General features: G+C 72.5%; 17 protein-coding genes. 4 read left to right on the top strand and 13 right to left on the bottom strand.

All coding sequences use genetic code 11. The features are described from left to right. Positions 1–3: 3 nt before the first annotated feature. The 6 genes from ABEB17_RS17255 to ABEB17_RS17280 all read right to left on the bottom strand — a co-directional run bounded on the left by ABEB17_RS17255 (position 4) and on the right by ABEB17_RS17280 (position 7114). Positions 4–774, bottom strand: coding sequence for a 2-phosphosulfolactate phosphatase (locus ABEB17_RS17255; protein ID WP_345717991.1), 771 nt, complete (start codon positions 772–774; stop codon positions 4–6). 105 nt (positions 775–879) lie between these two features. Continuing rightward, on the bottom strand, positions 880–2706 hold the full coding sequence (locus ABEB17_RS17260; RefSeq protein ID WP_345717992.1) for an ABC-F family ATP-binding cassette domain-containing protein: 1827 nt from the start codon (positions 2704–2706) through the stop codon (positions 880–882). A gap of 10 nt (positions 2707–2716) precedes the next feature. Then, positions 2717–3649 (bottom strand): 4-(cytidine 5'-diphospho)-2-C-methyl-D-erythritol kinase, encoded by a 933-nt coding sequence (locus ABEB17_RS17265; RefSeq protein WP_345717993.1) that lies wholly within the window; start codon positions 3647–3649, stop codon positions 2717–2719. A gap of 9 nt (positions 3650–3658) precedes the next feature. Continuing rightward, on the bottom strand, positions 3659–4480 hold the full coding sequence (gene rsmA / locus ABEB17_RS17270; RefSeq protein ID WP_378226972.1) for a 16S rRNA (adenine(1518)-N(6)/adenine(1519)-N(6))-dimethyltransferase RsmA: 822 nt from the start codon (positions 4478–4480) through the stop codon (positions 3659–3661). A 153-nt stretch (positions 4481–4633) separates the two neighbouring features. Next, the gene (locus ABEB17_RS17275) at positions 4634–5695 is read right to left on the bottom strand and encodes a resuscitation-promoting factor (protein WP_345717995.1); all 1062 of its coding nucleotides are present in this window, start codon (positions 5693–5695) and stop codon (positions 4634–4636) included. Between the two features lie 228 nt (positions 5696–5923). Then, positions 5924–7114, bottom strand: coding sequence for a PfkB family carbohydrate kinase (locus ABEB17_RS17280; RefSeq protein WP_345718490.1), 1191 nt, complete (start codon positions 7112–7114; stop codon positions 5924–5926). A gap of 33 nt (positions 7115–7147) precedes the next feature. Here ABEB17_RS17280 and ABEB17_RS17285 point away from each other — a divergent pair, with 33 nt between their 5' ends. Further along, positions 7148–8497 (top strand): family 4 glycosyl hydrolase, encoded by a 1350-nt coding sequence (locus tag ABEB17_RS17285; protein WP_345717996.1) that lies wholly within the window; start codon positions 7148–7150, stop codon positions 8495–8497. 7 nt (positions 8498–8504) lie between these two features. On the opposite strand, the gene ABEB17_RS17290 is transcribed toward ABEB17_RS17285, so the two are convergent. The 6 genes from ABEB17_RS17290 to metG all read right to left on the bottom strand — a co-directional run bounded on the left by ABEB17_RS17290 (position 8505) and on the right by metG (position 14913). Continuing rightward, positions 8505–9833, bottom strand: a complete 1329-nt coding sequence (locus tag ABEB17_RS17290) for an ABC transporter substrate-binding protein (RefSeq protein ID WP_345717997.1) — start codon at positions 9831–9833, stop codon at positions 8505–8507. Between the two features lie 22 nt (positions 9834–9855). Then, positions 9856–10716: a carbohydrate ABC transporter permease gene (locus ABEB17_RS17295; protein WP_378226973.1), complete on the bottom strand. Its 861-nt coding sequence runs from the start codon at positions 10714–10716 to the stop codon at positions 9856–9858. 10 nt (positions 10717–10726) lie between these two features. Continuing rightward, positions 10727–11611, bottom strand: a complete 885-nt coding sequence (locus ABEB17_RS17300; protein ID WP_345717998.1) for a carbohydrate ABC transporter permease — start codon at positions 11609–11611, stop codon at positions 10727–10729. Positions 11612–11799: 188 nt separating this feature from the next. Further along, on the bottom strand, positions 11800–12225 hold the full coding sequence (arfB, locus tag ABEB17_RS17305; protein ID WP_345717999.1) for an alternative ribosome rescue aminoacyl-tRNA hydrolase ArfB: 426 nt from the start codon (positions 12223–12225) through the stop codon (positions 11800–11802). A 7-nt stretch (positions 12226–12232) separates the two neighbouring features. After that, complete coding sequence (locus ABEB17_RS17310) at positions 12233–13099, bottom strand: TatD family hydrolase (RefSeq protein ID WP_345718000.1); 867 nt, start codon at positions 13097–13099, stop codon at positions 12233–12235. Next, positions 13096–14913, bottom strand: coding sequence for a methionine--tRNA ligase (gene metG / locus ABEB17_RS17315; RefSeq protein ID WP_345718001.1), 1818 nt, complete (start codon positions 14911–14913; stop codon positions 13096–13098). The genes ABEB17_RS17310 and metG overlap by 4 nt, the downstream gene beginning before the upstream one ends. Positions 14914–15002: 89 nt before the next feature. Here metG and ABEB17_RS17320 point away from each other — a divergent pair, with 89 nt between their 5' ends. From ABEB17_RS17320 to ABEB17_RS17330, 3 genes are read left to right on the top strand one after another with little or no spacing between them, the layout of a single operon-like run. Continuing rightward, a complete protein-coding gene (locus ABEB17_RS17320; protein WP_345718002.1) occupies positions 15003–15392 on the top strand; it encodes a RidA family protein in 390 nt (129 codons plus the stop codon). Beyond that, a complete protein-coding gene (locus ABEB17_RS17325; protein ID WP_345718003.1) occupies positions 15389–16129 on the top strand; it encodes a VOC family protein in 741 nt (246 codons plus the stop codon). Before ABEB17_RS17320 ends, ABEB17_RS17325 begins: the two co-directional genes overlap by 4 nt. Further along, entirely contained in the window at positions 16122–16718 is a 597-nt protein-coding gene (locus ABEB17_RS17330) for a YdeI/OmpD-associated family protein (protein WP_345718004.1), read from the top strand. The genes ABEB17_RS17325 and ABEB17_RS17330 overlap by 8 nt, the downstream gene beginning before the upstream one ends. Positions 16719–16721: 3 nt before the next feature. Here the strand turns inward: ABEB17_RS17330 and ABEB17_RS17335 are convergent, their stop codons facing one another. Further along, positions 16722–17897, bottom strand: a complete 1176-nt coding sequence (locus ABEB17_RS17335; protein WP_345718005.1) for an aminotransferase class I/II-fold pyridoxal phosphate-dependent enzyme — start codon at positions 17895–17897, stop codon at positions 16722–16724. Positions 17898–17981: the final 84 nt, after the last annotated feature.

A 17981-nucleotide genomic window follows, 5' to 3' on the forward strand; every position in this document is an offset into this window, starting at 1 on the left:
GCGCTAGACCGGCTTCGCGTGCTCGACGGCCGCCGGGGTGAACGAGCCCTGGCGCAGCACCGGGACGACGTCCGAGGCGTCCAGCTGACCGGCGAGCTCGACGTCCTGCGCGAAGCCGCGCTCGATCAGCTCGCGACCGGACGGCGTGCCCGCCAACGGCTGACGGTGCTCGAACGCCAGCGCGGCGACCGCAGCCTCGGGCGACAGCTCGATGCCCGGCGCCGCCGTCCGCAGCCCGGCGATCACCGCACCCGCGCCGACGTGGTCCTCGTAGGCGACCCGCAGCGAGCCGTCGCCCCAGCGCTCACCGGCCGGCACGACCGCGACCCGCAGCGGGGCGGACCCGGCCAGCGAGCGCTCCCGCACCTCGTGGGCCACCCGCTGCGCGACGGCCGACGCGTTGCGCAGGCAGCCGACCAGGACGAGCGCCGGCGAGCTCATCAGCACGTGCGAGATCGAGGACCCGTTCGGCGACGGGAGCACGAGACGGGTGCCTTCGGGCAGGTCCAGCAGCGACGCCGGTGACAGCGACGGGCCGGAGGTGTGCGAGCGGGTCCCGGCCAGCAGCGCCTCCAGCGAGCGGGCCAGCTCGTGCGCCTGCTCCCCACCGGGGTGCGGCCACACCCGCGCGCCGCGCTCCAGCGCGACGGTGACCGAGGTGGAGAACGACAGGACGTCGACCACGACCACCACGTCGGCACGCTCGGCGCCCTCGGTGAACCGGCGAGCGCCCGAGACGCCCCACTCGACGTCGATCCGCGCGGTGGTCGTCACGAGCCGGGAGCCTACCGTCGCACGGGGTCCGCCGTGCCCGGGAGCGCAGAACCGCTTCGTCGCCGACGGGTCGGACGACGTCACCCCCGGACGGGTCGGCCGACGTCAGCCGCCGACGTCAGCCGCCTCCAGCCAGCGGGACTCGACGTCCTCGCGTTCGGCGAGCAGGCCGCGCAGTCGCTCGTCCAGCTCGCCGACGGCGACGTGGTCGGTGGCCTGCGCCGCCATCTCGGCGTGCAGCAGCGCGACCTGGCGCTCGATCCGCTCCACCTGCCGTTCCAGGCGGGCCATCTCCTTGCGGGCCACGCGCTGCTCCTCGGCGGTGTGCACCCGGACGTCCGACGGGATCGCCGCAGTAGGTGCATTCCGTTCGGACGCAACGGACCTGGCCCGCGCGGGCGGGCCGCTCGCGCGCAGGTGCAGGTACTCCTCGACGCCGCCGGGCAGGTCCCGCAGGTGGCCGTCACCGAGCAGCGCCACCTGCCGGTCGCACATCCGCTCGAGGGCGTACCGGTCGTGCGAGACCACGATCAGGGTGCCCGCCCAACCGTCCAGCAGGTCCTCCAACGCGGTCAGGGTGTCGACGTCCAGGTCATTGGTCGGCTCGTCCAGCAGCAGCACGTTCGGCTCGTCCATCAGCAGCCGCAGCAGCTGCAGCCGGCGTCGCTCGCCGCCGGACAGCTCCTTGACCAGCGACTGCTGGCGCTGTCCGGTGAAGCCGAGCCGCTCGGCCAGCTGGGACGCCGTGACCTCGCGCTCCCCCAGGTGCGTCGTCTCGCGGACGTCGGCGACCGCGTCCACCACGCGCAGCTCGGCGAGCGCCTCGAGCTCGCGGACCTCCTGGCTGAGGAACGCCAGCTTGACGGTCCGCCCGGTCTTCACCTTGCCTGCGGTGGGCGCGACGTCCCCGGACAGCACCCGCAGCAGGGTCGACTTGCCCGAGCCGTTGACCCCGACGACACCGATCCGGTCGCCGGGCCCGATCAGCCAGGTGAGGTCGTCCAGCAGCACCCGCTCGCCCAGCTGGACCCGGACGCCGTGCAGGTCGATGACGTCCTTGCCCAGGCGGCGGGTGGCGAAGCGCAACAGCTCCACGTCGTCGCGCGGCGGCGGGACGTCGGCGACCAGCGCGTTGGCGGCGTCGATCCGGAACTTGGGCTTGCTGGTCCGGGCTGGCGGCCCGCGGCGCAGCCAGGCGAGCTCCTTGCGCAGCAGGTTCTGCCGCCGCTCCTCCGTCGTGGCGGCGACCCGGGACCGCTCGGCCCGAGCCAGCACGTACGCCGCGTAGCCGCCGTCGTAGGCGTCGACGGTGCCGTCGTGCACCTCCCACGTGGTGGTGGCCATCGCATCCAGGAACCACCGGTCGTGGGTGATGGCGACCAGCGCGGACGACGGTCGCCGGGCCGACAGGTGCCGGGCCAGCCACGCCACCCCCTCGACGTCCAGGTGGTTGGTCGGCTCGTCCAGCAGCAGCAGGTCGGGGTCGGCCACCAGGTGCTTGGCCAGCGCGATCCGGCGGCGCTCGCCACCGGACATGGGTCCGACCACCGCATCCAGGCCGCCGACCGCCTCGGCCCCCAGGCCGCCGAGCAGTCCGCTCACCACGTCCCGTACCCGGGCGTCGCCGGCCCACTCGTGGTCGTCCAGGTCGCCGACGACGCACGCGCGGACGGTCGAGTCCGGGTCCAGCTCGTCGTCCTGGCCGAGCACCGCCACGGTGAGGCCACCGGTCTGGGTGACCCGGCCGTCGTCCACCGCCTGCAGGCCGGCGAGCACCCGCAGCAGCGTCGACTTGCCGCCTCCGTTGCGGCCGACCACCCCGATCCGGTCCCCGGCCGCGACGCCCAGCGAGACGTCGTCCAGGATCACCCGGGTGGCGAACGCCAGGCGAGCGCGTTCGAGGTTGACGAGGTTGACCGGTCCGGCTGCCATGGGTGCGCCGTCAGGTCAGCCGGGGCAGGTCGCCCACCCGGGCGCCGTGCACCGGGCCGTGCGCGCGCTTGACGACCTCGCAGGCGCCCGAGGCCGTGAGCGCCACCGACAGGTCCAGGGCGTGCTCGTGGTCGCGGACCAGGAAGGCCAGGGTGGGGCCGGAGCCGCTGACGACGCCGCCGAGGGCGCCGTACTCCAGGCCCACCTCGAGGAGGTCCGACAGGTCCGGCCGCAGCGAGAACGCCGCGGGCTGCAGGTCGTTGCGCAGCGCCTTGCCGAGGGCCACGCAGTCCCCGCTGCGCAGCGCCTGCATCACCTCGTCGCCGACCCGGGGCTCGGCCAGGGCGCGTCCCGCGGTGAGCCGGTCGAACTCGGCGTACACCGCGGGGGTGGACAGGCCGTCCTCGCTGAGCGCGAGCACCCAGTGGTACTGGCCGCGGGCCAGGGCGGGGGTGATCTGCTCGCCGCGGCCGGCCCCGATCGCGGTGCCACCGACCAGCGCGAACGCGACGTCGGCGCCGAGCTGGGCGGCGAGCTCGAGCAGCTCGGCGCGGTCCAGGCCGGTGCGCCAGGCAGCGTCGCAGGCGACCAGCGCGGCGGCGGCGTCCGCCGAGCCACCGGCCATGCCCGCGGCCACCGGGATCCCCTTGTGCAGCAGGATGCGGGCGCCGGCCTGCACGCCGCCGCGGCGGGCAACCAGCTGGGCTGCGCGCAGCACGAGGTTGTCAGGCGTCAGCGGGACGCCGTCCGTGTGCTCGCCGGTGACCTCGAGCTCGAGCCCGCCGCCGGTCGGCGTCACCGTGACGTCGTCGAAGACGCTGACCGCGTGGTAGACGGTGCTGACCGGGTGGAAGCCGTCGTCACCCAGTGCCCCGACCGACAGGTCGAGGTTGATCTTGGCCGGAGCGCGCACGCTGACGCTGTCCGTCCGGTCACCTGACATGCGCACACCCTAGGTGAGAGTGGCGGACGCCCGCGCACCGGCGAGCGCCACGAACGCCTCGATGCCCAGCTGCTCGCCGCGGGTGCGCGGGTCGATGCCCGCCGCGCGCAGCAGCTCCTCGGCCGCCGCGGGGCTGCCCGCCCAGGTCGCGAGCGCGGCCCGCAGGGTCTTGCGGCGTTGGGCGAAGGCGGCGTCGACGGCGGCGAAGACCGCTGCGCGGCCGGCGGTGGACGGCGGGGGCGGGCGGCGCACCAGCCGGACCAGCCCGGAGTCGACGTTCGGCACCGGCCAGAACACGGACCGGCCGACGTCGCCTGCCCGGGTCACCTCGCCGTACCAGGCGGCCTTGACGCTGGGCACCCCGTAGATCTTCGAGCCGGGTCCGGCGGCGAGCCGTTCGGCGACCTCGGCCTGCACCATGACCAGCACGCTGCGCAGCGTGGGCAGCCGCTCGAGCAGGTGCAGCAGCACGGGCACGGAGACGTTGTAGGGCAGGTTCGCGACCAGTGCGGTCGGCGCCGGGCCCGGGACGCCGTCCACCTGCAGCGCGTCCGCGGTGACCACCTCGAGCCGGTCGGCGACGTCCGGCCGGCGCTCGCGCACCGTCTGCGGCAGTCGCCCGGCCAGCAGCGGGTCGATCTCGAGCGCGACGACCCGGCTCACGACGTCCAGCAGCCCGAGCGTCAGCGAGCCGAGGCCCGGGCCGACCTCGACCACGACGTCGTCGGGCACCAGCTGGGCAGCCTTGACGATGCGCCGCACGGTGTTGCCGTCCGTGACGAAGTTCTGCCCCCGCTGCTTCGTCGGCCGCAGATCCAGCTCACCCGCCAAAGCCCGGATGTCAGAGCCCCCCAACAACCCATCCACCGAACGACTCACACGATCACGGTCCCAGACGGACCGGGCAGACCGGAGGTCGGCGTAAAGGAGCTTGCGACAGCCGACCGCAGGTGTGCCCGGTCCGTCTGGGACGAAGCCACGCGATCAGTCGTACAGGTGGCTGCCGCAGCCCCACTGGCCGGAACCACCGCGGGCGTACAGCGCCTGCGCGCGGGCGGTCTGCTCGGACGCCGAGGCGTCGATCGGGTTGCCCGCGCCACCGACGCTGTGCCAGGTGCTCAGGGAGAACTGGTAGAGGCCGTAGTAGCCGGCGGGGTTCACCGCACGCGGGTTGCCGCCGGACTCGCACTGCGCCAGCGCGGCCCAGTTCAGGCCGCCGCCGCTGCCGGCCGGGATCGCGCCACCGGTGGGCTTCTTCGTGCCGACCTGCTGGACCTGCTGGACCGGCTTGGCGAGGATCGTGCGCGAGACGAGCTTGGTGGCGCTGGCCTTGCCGTTCACGTAGGTGATCAGGTACGTCACCTTGGCCCTGCCGGGCTTGCCCTTCGTGGTGACCTTGGTGGTGCCCTTGTCCAGGGTCGCCGACTTCGTGGACGTGGTGCCGAACCTCAGGGCGGCAGTGCGGGCGACCTGCTTCTGGGTCACCCGGTCCAGCTTGACGGTGGCGCCGTCGACCAGCGGGGTGCTCAGCGGGGCGGAGAGCTTGTCCAGCGTGCGCGGCTGCACGGCGGCCTCGTCCAGCAGCTCACCGACCGTGCTGGCGTAGGTGATGTGCTGGTCGGCCTTGCCGCCGACGACCAGCGCGACGTCCTTGCGGGTGTCGAGGTCCATGCTCAGGCCCTGCCGGCCGAGCGGGAGGGAGCGCGAGACGGACAGGCGGGCCGAGTCGGCGCGCAGGCCGAGCTGGGCCAGCGCCTCGTCGACGTTCAGCGCCGTCGTCCAGTACTGGCGGTCGCGGCCGTCGATGGTCACGGTCAGCTGGCGGCCGTAGCGGACCACCACCTGGGTGCCGTCCTTGATCTTCGCGTTCGGCGCCGGCGACACGATGTCGTGCCCGCCGACCCGCACGCCCTCACTGCTGAGCACGTCCTGCACCGAGTCCCCGAAGGCGTGCACGTTCTGGTGCCGCCCGTCGACCACGAGGTCGACGCTCTTGTCGAAGCTGGCAAAGGCGACCGTGCTGGCGACGACACCAGCAAGGGTCAAGCCTTGGACAATCAGGCGAGTGGGGCGTGAGATCACAGTGGTCCAGACCTAGCAGCACCCGGGCACGGAACGGGCTCACGTGCTGCCTCGGCACCGGCACAGGCCGTCATGAGGGCCTGGTCGGTGCACAGGCGAGCAGATTCGCCCGGATGGACGAGCCCACTGCTGTGCACGTCGCCCGAGGACTTCCCCGACCCCGGCCAACAGCGTCCGACAGTAACGAACCCGTCAGGAGAGTCCAAGTGCACCGCTCTGACCTGCGGCTTTGCCCTCAGCCTCGGCGCTGCCGGCGGGTCGACCGGGCCGTTGGGCGTCCGATTGACGGCCAATTGTCGCGGTTGCCCGACGCATCGCGCCCCGTGGGACGTCGCGGACGACGTCCCGCAGGAAGCCGTAGCGGCGCAGCCACTGGGCGCTGCCGCCGCTCGTGCGCTGGTCCGCCTGGTGCCACCAGTCGGCGATGTCACCCCACCCGGGCGCCGCCAGCGAGCCGCCGAACTGCTGCACCGCAAGGGCTGCGGCCAGGTTCGCCAGCCCCAGCCGGTCGGCCAGCGGCCAGCCCGCGAGGGTGCCGGTGACGAACGCGGCAGCGAACACGTCACCCGCCCCCGTCGGGTCCAGCGGGGTCACCGGCAGCGCCGGCACCCACTCCTCCTCGCCGCTGATCGAGTCCACCGCGAGCGCGCCGTGCGCCCCCGCGGTCACCACCGCGATCGGCACCCGGTCGGCCAACGCGTACAGCGCCGCCCACGGGTCGTCGGTGCGCGTGTAGCGCATCGCCTCCACGCTGTTCGGCAGGAACGCGTGGTACCGCTCGAGCTGGGCCAGCGTGTCGTGCGACCACTCGCCGCTGGGGTCCCAGCCGGTGTCGGCGAACAGCAGCGTGCCCGCGTCCGCGGCCTGCCGGGTCCACGGCTCGAGCTCGGGCCGCAGGTCGACGAGGGTCGCGCGCGCCTTGGGCGGCTCGCCGATCATGGCGCTCGCGTCCTGCGGCGGCTGGTGGCCGTGCGAGACCATCGAGCGGTCCCGGTCCACGGACATCGACACGGTCACCGGCGAGTGCCAGCCGTCGTAGCGCCGCGAACGGGACAGGTCGACGTCCTCCTGCTCGCTCAGCGTCGACCAGTTGAACTCCCCGTACGAGTCGTCGCCGAACGCCGCCGCCAGGCTGGTGCGCAGGCCGAGCCGGCTCGCCGCGATCGCCGCGTTGGCCACCCCGCCCGGGCACGAGCCCATGCCCTGCGCCCACACCTCCGTGCCGGTGGCCGGCCGCTCCGGCAGGCCCGTGAAGATCAGGTCGAAGAACACGGTCCCTGCCAGCAGCAGGTCGAACCCGCCGTCGGTGCCCCGCTGCCCGGCGAGCGGGTCGTAGCGGTGCGGCTGGGGCTCGTCGTGGGCGGCTGACGTCGGGGTGCTGATGCGTGGCTCCCTCGGGCAGGACAGGATCGGACCATGCGCTTGACGATCCTAGGCGGTGGCGGGTTCCGGGTGCCGCTCGTCGTGCGGGCGCTGCGCGCGCCCGCCGCGCGCGGCCTCGTCGACGAGGTGGTGCTGCACGACGTCGACCCGCAGCGGCTGCGGGCCATCGCGAACGTCGTCGCCGAGCTCCCCGGGGGGATGGCGGGCGAGGGTCCGGTCGTCGGCGGGACGACGTCCCTGGACGTCGCGCTGCGCGGCGCCGACGTGGTGTTCTCGGCGATCCGGGTGGGCTCGGCCGCCGGCCGGGTGGCCGACGAGCGGGTCGCATTGGACCTCGGCGTGCTCGGCCAGGAGACCACCGGCGCCGGCGGCGTGGCCTACGCACTGCGCACCCTGCCCGTCGCCGTGGACGTCGCCCGCCGGGTCGCCGAGCTCGCGCCGTCCGCCTGGGTGGTGAACTTCACCAACCCGGCCGGGATGGTGACCCGGGCCATGGGCGAGGTGCTGGGCGAGAAGGTCATCGGGATCTGCGACTCGCCGTCCGGACTGGTGCGCCGCGCGGCGCTCGCGGCCGGGCTCGACCCGGCGGCGACCGTGCTACCGGACTACGTCGGGCTGAACCACCTCGGCTGGCTGCGCGGGCTCTGGTCCGACGGCGTGGACCACCTGCCGGCGCTGCTCGCGGACGACGGGCGGCTCGCCACGTTCGAGGAGGGCCGGCTGTTCGGGCCGTCCCTGCCGCGCCTGCTCGGCGCCCTGCCCAACGAGTACCTGCACTACTACTACTACGCGCGCGAGTCGGTGGCCGCGACGCGGGCCGCCGTTGCCACCCGCGGCGAGACCCTGGCCGCCGCCCAGGCCGAGCTGTACCCGGCGCTCGCCGCGTCGCCGTCCGGGGCGCTGGAGCGGTGGGAGGCGGCGCGGCGCGCGCGCGAGGAGGGCTATCTCGCCGAGGCGCGGCCGGCCGGCGAGGCCCGCGACGAGGCGGACCTGGCCGGCGGCGGCTACGAACAGGTCGCGCTCGCCGTGATGCGGGCGGTGCTGACCGGGGAGCCGGCCGAGCTGATCCTCAACGTGCGCAACGGTTCTGCGCTGCCGCAGCTGTCCCCGGACGCGGTCGTCGAGGTGCCGTGCACGGTGGACGGCACCGGCGCGCACCCGCACACCATGCGGGCGCTGGACGCGCACCAGCTCGGCCTGGTGCTCGCCCTGGGCGCGGTCGAGGACGCCACCGTGGCCGCCGCGACCACCGGGTCGCGGTCCGCCGCGCTGCGGGCGCTGACCGTGCACCCGCTGGTCGACTCCGCCCGGGTGGCCGAGCAGCTGCTCGACGGGTACGTCGCCGCGCACCCCGAGCTGGCCGCGCTGCTCGTCCAACGCTGACCCGGGCCTACTTCGAGGCGGCGTTCGCGGCGTCCTGCGCCTTCTTCAGCCCCGAGTCCACCGGCGTCCGGCCGGCGAAGATCTCCTTGAAGATCGGGTTGTAGGCGTTGTTGGCGTCCAGGAACTTCGGGCCGAACGGCGGCTCGATCGTCGCGCTGCCGCTGGCCTCGCCGAACTGCGCGGTGTCGACGTCCTCCTTCTTCCAGTAGTCGTAGTACGACTGCTGGGCGGCGGTGACGGCCGGCAGCGCGGCGCCGGACTTGCCGACGTACGACGCGCCCTCGGTGGAGCCGAGCCACTTGAGCACCTTGACGGTGGCGTCCTCGTGCTTGGTCTTGGCGTTGCCCGCGGCGATGACGCTGTTCACGACGCTGACCCGCCCGGCCGGACCGGCCGGCATCGGCGCGATCCCCCAGTCGAACTGCGCGCCGTCCGCGACGTTCTTCAGGTTGTAGGTGCCGGACTCGAACAGCGCGAGCTTGCCCTGGATGAACTTGTCGCGGCTGAAGTCGCCGTTGTCGTTGGTGTCGGCGGCGGACGGCGCGACGTGGTCGGCGTTGATCAGCTTCACCAGGTAGGCCATGGCCTGGGCGCTCTTGGCGTCCTGGGAGAAGACGAAGCTGCCGTCCTCGGCCTGGAACTTGCCGCCGTTGGACCCGATGAAGTTGTAGTAGATCGCGCCGAGGTCGTTCGCGATGTTGGTGCCGTACTGGGCGAGCTTCTTGCCGTCGAAGCCGGGCTGGTCGGCCGTGCGGCCCTTGCTGTCCTTCGTGAGCTTCTTGGCCGCGGCGAGGTAGCTGTCGGACGCCGGGTCGCTGGGGTTCCAGGTCAGCTTGCTCGGGTCGACTCCGGCCGCCGAGAGCAGCTTCTTGTTGTAGTAGACGACGGTGCGTCCGTCGGTCAGCGCCGGGACGCCGTACAGCGTGCCGTTGCGGGAGTACTGGTCGACGGCCGCCTTGACCCAGCCGGACTTCTCGTCGGGCAGCGCCTTGTCGATGTTCATCAGCGCGCCGGAGTCGGCGAGCTGGCCGAACGGCGAGGAGTTCAGCCAGAAGATGTCGTCGATGTCACCGCTCGAGACGTCCAGCGGCAGCTTGGTGAAGTAGTCCGCGTACGGCACCAGGTTGATCTTCACCGTGATGTCGGGGTTCGCCTTGGTGAACGCGGCGAACGACTCCGCGTAGGACTTCTGCACCTGGTCGTCCCAGATCCGCACCGTCACGGTGGTCTTGCCACCGGAGTCGGCGGAGTCGTCGCCGGAGGACGACGGCGAGCAGGCCGCGGCGGCCAGGGCGAGCACCGCGAGCGAGGCGAGGGCGGTCAGGCGGGTTCTCATGGTGGGACCTCTCACGTTGATGTCACTTGAAACCGGTGATGGTGATGGACCGGACGACGTGCCGCTGGAACACCAGGAAGATGACGAGCAGGGGGACGACCGCAACCGTGGTCGCGGCCATCACGAGGGTCCAGTTGCCGTTGTACTGGGACTGCAGGTTCGCGGTGGCGAGGGTGAGCGTCTGCCAGGTCGGCCCGCTGGTGATCACCAGCGGCCACAGGAAGTTGTTCCAGTGCGAGACCACGGTGATCACCGCGAGGGTGGCCAGGATGGGCCGGCTCACCGGGACGACCACGTACCGCAGCACCTGCATGGTGTTGCAACCGTCCAGTCGCGCGGCGCTGATCAGGTCCTCCGGGATGCCCCGGAAGTACTCGCGCAGCAGGAAGATCGCATACGGGGAGCCGAACACCTGCGGCAGCACCAGCGCCCAGAACGTGTTCCGCAGGCCGGCGGCGGCGAACATCGCGTACAGCGGGATGATCGTCACGATCTGCGGCACCATCAACGTCGCCAGGTACACCCAGAACAGGGCGTCGCGGCCCGGGAAGTCCAGCCGGGCGAACGCGTAGGCCGCGAGCACCGAGAAGAACAGCTGGCCGACCAGGATCACCCCGACCACCTGGGCGGTCACCACGACGGGGGTCACGAAGTCGTACTGGCCGCCGAACAGCGTGCTGAAGTTGCCGCCGGTGACCGGGTGCGGTGGCGCCAGCGAGGTCTGCGCCGCGAACTGCTGCGGGGTCTTGACCGCCGTCATCAGGCTGAGCAGGAACGGCGCGATCGTGACCAGCGCGCAGACCGACAGGACGACGTACGCCGTCACGTCGCCGCGCCGGGTGCCGCGCAGCGCGCGTGGCGGCCGGGTGTCGAGGGTGCTCACATCGGGCCCCTCACGTCGAGAGGTCGTACGTCGTGCGGCGGCCGAACCACCGCTGCTGGGCGAGCGTGATGGCGACCAGGATCGCCAGCAGCACCAGGGCCATGACCGCGGCCTCCCCGATGTTGCGGGACTGGAAGGCCTGGTAGTAGATCCGGCCGGCGATGACGTCGGTGACCCCCTCCGGCCCGCCCTGCGGGGTCAGCGCGTAGATGGAGTCGAACACCTGGAAGCTGCTGATCACGCCGGTCACCAGGACGAAGAACAGCGTGGGCCGCAGCAGCGGCAGGGTGATCCGCCAGAAGGCCTGCCAGGCGCTCGCGCCGTCGATCCGGGCGGCCTCCTGCAGGTGCGTCGGGATGGACTGCAGCCCGGCGGTGAAGAAGAGGGTGACGTAGCCGACCTGCGTCCAGACGGTCACCGCGATCACCGAGGGCAGCGCCAGCCTGGGGTCGGCCAGCCACTCGACTCGCTGGTGGATCAGTGCGTTCAGCGCGCCGTCCGTGGGCGCCAGGATCCAGCGCCACACCACCCCCAGGACGAGCGGGGCGCAGATCCAGGGCAGCACGTAGACGACCCGGAAGGCCGAGGAGCCGCGCAGGCCCCGGGTGAGCAGGGTGGCGCCGAGCAGGCCCAGCGCGGTCTGGATCGGGATGACGGCGAGCACGAACACCGCGGTGATGGCCAGCGAGCGGGCGAACGCGGGGTCGCTCAGCACCGCCCGCCAGTTGTCCAGCCCCGCCGGCGTCACGGACGAGATGAGGTTCCAGTGGCTGAACGAGAGCCAGATGACCACCAGGATCGGCAGCACCAGGAAGACCGTGATCCCGAAGAGGCTGGGGGCGAGCAGGGCGTACGCGGTGCGGGTCTGCGACCTGGAGTGCCGTCCCTCGCCCATCTGTCACCCGCCTCGCGTCGTCCGGTGGTCTCCTCGTCCACCTGAACGTCTACCCCATGTCCGGCAAGTCCGACACTCGAGATCTGTCCCGTCTCACCACGGGCGCACGCCGCGCACACCATTCGCGCTACTCGTGCCTATGGAGGCCCGATCACCACGTCAAGCGCGAATGGTGCGGGAACGGGGTCTCAGTCGGGGTCGCTGCGGCGCAGTCGCTTGGTCTGGCCGCGCCGCTTCTTGGCCGAGATCCGGCGCTCGACCGAGCCCTTGGTGGCCTTGGTCGGACGCCGGGCCTTCGGCGGGGCGGCGACGGCCTGCGCGAGCGTCTCGGCGAGCCGCTTCTGCGCGGCGTCCCGGTTGCGCAGCTGCGACCGGTGCTCGCTCGCGCTGATCACGAGCACACCGTCGACCAGCCGTCCGGCCAGCCGGTCCAGCGCCCGGGCCTTCAGGGTCGGGCCGAGCGCGGTCGTCGCGACGACGTCGAACAGCAGCTCGACCCGCGAGTCGCTCGTGTTCACGCTCTGTCCGCCCGGCCCGGACGAGCGGGAGAACCGCCAGGTCAGCTCCGCCTCGGGGATCGACACCCGGGCACTCACCCGGACCGGCCCGGCCATAACCGCGTCAGTCCCAGGGACCGTAGAGCTGCTCGGACGTCGCAGCCAGGGCCCGACACAGCGTGGGGACGTCGACCGCTAGGGTCTGCGCCATCGCGCGCACGGTGTGCGGCACCAGGTAGCTGGCGTTGGGGCGACCCCGGTAGGGGGTCGGCGTCAGGTACGGCGCGTCCGTCTCGACCTGCAGCCGGTCGAGCGGGGTGACGGCGAGCGCGTCCCGCAGGCCCTGGGCGTTCTTGAAGGTCACCGTGCCCGCGAAGGACAGGTAGTAGCCGGCCTCCACCGCGCGGCGCGCCATGTCGCCGTCCCCGCTGAAGCAGTGGAAGACCGTACGGCGCGGTGCGCCCTCCTCAGCCAGGAGGCGCAGCACGTCCTCGTGCGCGTCCCGGTCGTGGATCTGCAGCGTGAGGTCGAGCTCCTTGGCCAGCGCGATGTGCCAGCGGAACGACTCCTGCTGCACGGCCTGGCCCTCGGGACCGGTGCGGAAGTAGTCCAGACCGGTCTCGCCGACGCACCGGATCCGCGGCCGGCGGGCCAGCGCGGCGATCTCGGCGTAGGCGGCCTCCAGCTCGCCGGTCTCGGCCAGCCGGGGCGCCTCGTTGGGGTGCAGCGCGACGGCGCCGACCAGCCGGGGCTCGCGGGCCACCAGCTCGGCGGTCCAACGGGCGCTCGGCAGGTCGCAGCCCACCTGGACGGCTCGGGGCACGTTGACCCGGACCGCGTCGTCCAGCAGTGCGGCCAGCTCGGCGTCCGCGGCGTCCACCGCGGCGTGCTCGGGCCAGCTGTCCCGCGAGCTCGCCCCGATGTCGAGGTGGGTGTGGTTGTCCACGACCGGCAGCGGCAGGGCGTCCGGCAGCGGCGGCCGCTCGCTCACGACTCCTGACCCGCCGGCTCCTGACCGGCCGGCTCCTGACCCAGCCGGGCCAGCTCCTCGTCCACCACGGAAGCGTCGAGCTTGGTGAAGATCGGCACGGGCTGACCGACCGGCGCGCCGACGGTGACCGGCACCGACTCCCAGGCCGGGAAGCCGGTGTAGTCCCCCATCAGCACGGGGTAGCTCGGGCCGCCGTCCAGGTCGTCCACCTCGCGGATCTCGGGCATCGGCGAGACCACGCCCGTGCCACCGAAGACCTCGTGCACGGTCTGCGCGCTGAACGGCAGGAACGGCGAGAGCTGGGTGCGGCAGTCGCTGATCGCCTGGGCCGCGACGTGCAGCACCGTGGCCATCCGGTCCTTGTCCTCCTTGAGCTTCCACGGCGCCTGGTCGGACAGGTAGGCGTTGACCGACGCCACCACCCGCATCGCCTCGGCCAGCGCCTGCTTCATCCGGTGCGAGCCGATCAGGTCGCCGACCACGTCGAACCCGGCCGCGGTGGCGGCGAGCAGCGCGCGGTCGTCGTCCGTGAGGTCACCGGCCGCCGGGATCTCGCCGAAGTTCTTGTGGATCAGGTTGGCCGTGCGGTTCACCAGGTTGCCCCAGCCGGCGACCAGCTCGTCGTTGGTCCGCCGGACGAACTCGGCCCAGGTGAAGTCCGTGTCCTGCGTCTCCGGACCCGCCGCGGACAGGAAGTAGCGCAAGGCGTCCGGCTGGTAGCGCTCGAGGAAGTCGCGGACGTAGATCACCACGCCGCGGCTCGACGAGAACTTGCGGCTCTCCATCGTCAGGAACTCGCTGCTGACCACCTCGGTCGGGAGGTCCAGCACGCCGTACTCGCCGGGCTCACCGCCCTTGTCCCCCTGGCCGTTGTAGCCGATCAGCTCGGCCGGCCAGATCTGGGAGTGGAACGTGATGTTGTCCTTGCCCATGAAGTAGTAGGACAGCGCGTCGGGGTCGTTCCACCACTGGCGCCAGGCCTCCGGGTCGCCCGTGCGCCGCGCCCACTCGATGGACGCGGACAGGTAGCCGATCACCGCGTCGAACCACACGTACAGGCGCTTGGTCGGCTGGTCCTCCCAGCCCGGCACCGGGATGCCCCAGTCCAGGTCGCGGGTCATGGCCCGCGGGCGCAGGTCGTCCAGCAGGTTCTTGCTGAACCGGATCACGTTCGGCCGCCAGGTGCCGGTGGCCTCGCGCTCGTCCAGCCAGCGGGACAGCTCGCCCGCCAGCGCCGGCAGGTCGAGGAAGAAGTGCTGGGTCTCGACGAACTCCGGCGCCTCGCCGTTGATCCGGCTGCGCGGGTTGATCAGGTCGGTCGGGTCGAGCTGGTTGCCGCAGTTGTCGCACTGGTCGCCGCGGGCGCTGTCGTAGCCGCAGATCGGGCAGGTGCCCTCGATGAACCGGTCCGGCAGGGTGCGGCCGGTCGACGGCGAGATGGCGCCCTTGGTGGTCTGCTCGATCATGTAGCCGTTGCGCTGCACGCCGCGGAAGAGCTCCTGCGCGACCGCGTAGTGGTTGCGCGTCGTCGTCCGGGTGAACAGGTCGTAGGTGAGGCCGAGCGAGGCGAGGTCCTCGACGATCATCCGGTTGTAGCGGTCGGCGAACTCCCGCGCGCTGACCCCCTCGGCGTCCGCCTGCACCAGGATCGGCGTGCCGTGCTCGTCGGTGCCGCTGACCATCAGCACGTCGTGCCCACGCATCCGCATGTACCGGCTGAACACGTCGGAGGGCACGCCGAAACCGGCGACGTGGCCGATGTGGCGCGGGCCGTTGGCGTACGGCCAGGCGACGGCAGACAGGACATGACTCATGCGCCCCAGCCTAGTGATCGCGCGCCACCCGGTTTTGCACGGTCCACAGGCCGCTCGCGCTGTCGGCGTCACTGGGTAGGTTCTGCCGCATGAGTGATCGTCAGCGGGTCAGCAGCGGCGCGGTGTGGGAGGAGTCCGTCGGCTACAGCCGGGCGGTGCGGGTGCGCGACCACGTGTGGGTCGCCGGCACGACCGCGGCCGGCAGCAACGGCGACCCGGTCGGCGGGGACGACGCGTACGCGCAGACCCGCGAGGCGCTGCGGCGGGTCGTGGCCGCGCTGGCGGAGGTGGGCGCGAGCCCGGCGGACGTCGTCCGGACCCGGATGTACGTCACGGACATCGCCTTCTGGGCCGAGGTGGGTCGCGCGCACGGCGAGGTGTTCGGTGACGTCCGGCCGGTCGCCACGATGCTCGAGGTCTCGGCGCTCATCGACCGGCGGCTCGTCGTCGAGGTCGAGGCCGAGGCGGTGCTCGGGTGACGACCGCGTTCGAGCACGTCGTGGTCAACGCGAAGGACGTCGACGCGCAGGCCGCCTGGTGGGCGCTGGCCCTGGGCTGGTCCGAGTCGTTCCGCGACGAGTGGGAGGTGGACGTCGACGCGCCGGCCGGCGACCCGCCGCTGCGGCTGGTGTTCGGGCACGCGCCGGACGCACCACCGCACCGCAACCGCATCCACCTGGACCTGGCCAGCCGTGACACCGAGCACCAGCGCGAGATCGTGACCCGGCTGCTGGCCAGCGGCGCCAGCCGCGCCGACATCGGCCAGGGCGACGTGCCGTGGGAGGTGCTGCGCGACCCCGAGGGCAACCTCTTCTGCGTGCTCGAGCCCCGACCGGTGTACGCCGCCGGTGCGGTGGCCGCGGTCGTCGTCCAGGCCGTCGACCCGGAGCGGATGGTCACGTTCTGGCAGGCGGCGACCGGCTGGGAGCGGTCCGACACCGAGCTGGTCGCGCTGCGCTCGCCCGGCGGCGTGTACCTCGAGCTGTACCCGGTCGAGGACCGCCCCCTGGCCCCGCCGGAGGGGCTGGACCGGCTGCACCTCGACGTCCGGCCGGCGCCCGGCGCCGCGCAGGCCGACGAGGTCACCCGGCTCACCGGGCTCGGCGCCGCACCCCTCGACATAGCGCAGGGCGACGTCCCCTGGCAGGTGATGAGCGACCCCGAGGGAAACGCCTTCTGCATCCTCTCGACCCCGAAGGAGGCCACCGATGGCTGACGAGCTGCCCGAGCTGCTGGTGCCGGACGTCCAGGCCTGGCGGGTCTGGCTCGCCGAGCACCACGGTGAGGAACGCGGGGTCCGGCTGGTGCTCGCGAAGAAGGGCACCACCGAGCCGACCACCCTGCGCTACGAGGAGGCGCTGCAGGAGGCGCTCTGCCAGGGCTGGATCGACGGCCAGGTCAACCGGCGCGACGAGGCGACGATGTACCAGCGGTTCACCCCGCGCCGGTCCCGCAGCATGTGGTCGAAGAACAACGTCGAGCGGATCGCCCGGCTCACCGAGGAGGGCCGGATGCGACCGGCCGGCGTCGCGGCGGTCGACGCGGCCAAGGCGGACGGGCGCTGGGAGGCCGCCTACGCCGGTCCGGCCACGATCACGGTCCCGGAGGACCTGGCCGCAGCGCTGCGGCTCGACCCCGCCGCAGCCACGACCTTCGAGAAGCTGACCAGCCAGAACCGGTACGCGATCCTGCTGCGGATCGGCCAGGCCAAGCGCGCCGACACCCGGGCCCGCCGGATCACCCAGTACGTCGAGATGCTGGCCCGCGGCGAGTCGATCTACCCGCAGAAGGGCCTCGGCGCCTAGCGGTCAGCCGAGCCGGGTGAGCCCCCGCTTGAGCTGGCGGGCGGCCTGGGCGATCCGCTGCTCGTTCTCGATCAGCGCGAACCGCACGTACCCGTCGCCCTGCGCACCGAACCCGACGCCGGGCGAGAGCGCCACGTCGCACTCGCGCACCACGTGGGTGGCGAACTCGATGGATCCCATGTCCGAGTAGGGCTCCGGGATCGGCGCCCAGGCGAACATGGTTCCCCTCGGCCGCTCGATGTGCCAACCGGCCCGGTCCAGCCCGTCGCACAGCGCGTCCCGCCGGCTCTGGTAGATCGCGTTGACCTCGAGCGGGTAGTCGACGGCCTCGTCGAGGGTCACGGTCGCGGCGATCTGGATCGGCTGGAAGGTGCCGTAGTCCAGGTAGCTCTTCAGCTTCGCGAGGGCCGCGACGACCTCGCGGTTGCCCACCAGGAAGGCCACCCGCCAGCCGGCCATCGAGAACGACTTGGTCATCGAGTACAGCTCGACCGCGACGTCCCGGCCGCCCTCGCACTGCAGGATCGACGGCGGCATCCAGCCGTCGAACGCGGTCTCGGCGTACGCGAAGTCGTGCACCAGGACGACGTCCCGCTCCTTCGCCCAGTCCACCAGCCGCTGCAGGTCGGCCAGCTCCACGGTGGCCGTGGTGGGGTTGTGCGGGAAGGACAGCACGACGACGCGCGGCTTGGGCCAGCCGTACTCCCAGGCCTCCATGACGTTCTCCACGAAGTCCTGGCCGGGGCCGATGCCGACCTGCCGTGCGTCCGCCCCGGCGAAGTACGGGCCCCAGATGTGGATCGGGTAGGACGGCGACGGCACCAGCGCGGCGTCGCCCGGCTGCAGCAGCACCCACATCAGGTGGCTGAAGCCCTCCTTGGCACCGATGGTGCTGATCACCTCGGTCTCCGGGTCGAGCTCGACGCCGAACCGGCGCTGGTAGAGCCCGGCGACGGCCTGGCGCAGCTTGGGGATACCCCGGGAGGAGGAATAACGGTGGTTGCGCGGGTTGTGCGCCGCCTCGGCGAGCTTCTCGACCGTCAGCGCGGGCGAGGGGATGTCGGGGTTGCCGAAGCCGAGGTCGATGACGTCACGTCCGGCGCGCCGCGCCTCGACCTTCAGCCCGTCGATGATCGTGAAGACGTACGGCGGCAGGCCGGGAATGCGACGGAACTCCATCCCCCCAACCTATCCGGACGGCTCCGGTGGGCGAACGTGCATGATCACCGCGGAGTGGGGGCGAGTCGGTCGCGCCCGGCGGTG

Origin of the sequence: Angustibacter luteus (genome assembly GCF_039541115.1) — a bacterium.
Classification (GTDB): domain Bacteria; phylum Actinomycetota; class Actinomycetes; order Actinomycetales; family Angustibacteraceae; genus Angustibacter; species Angustibacter luteus.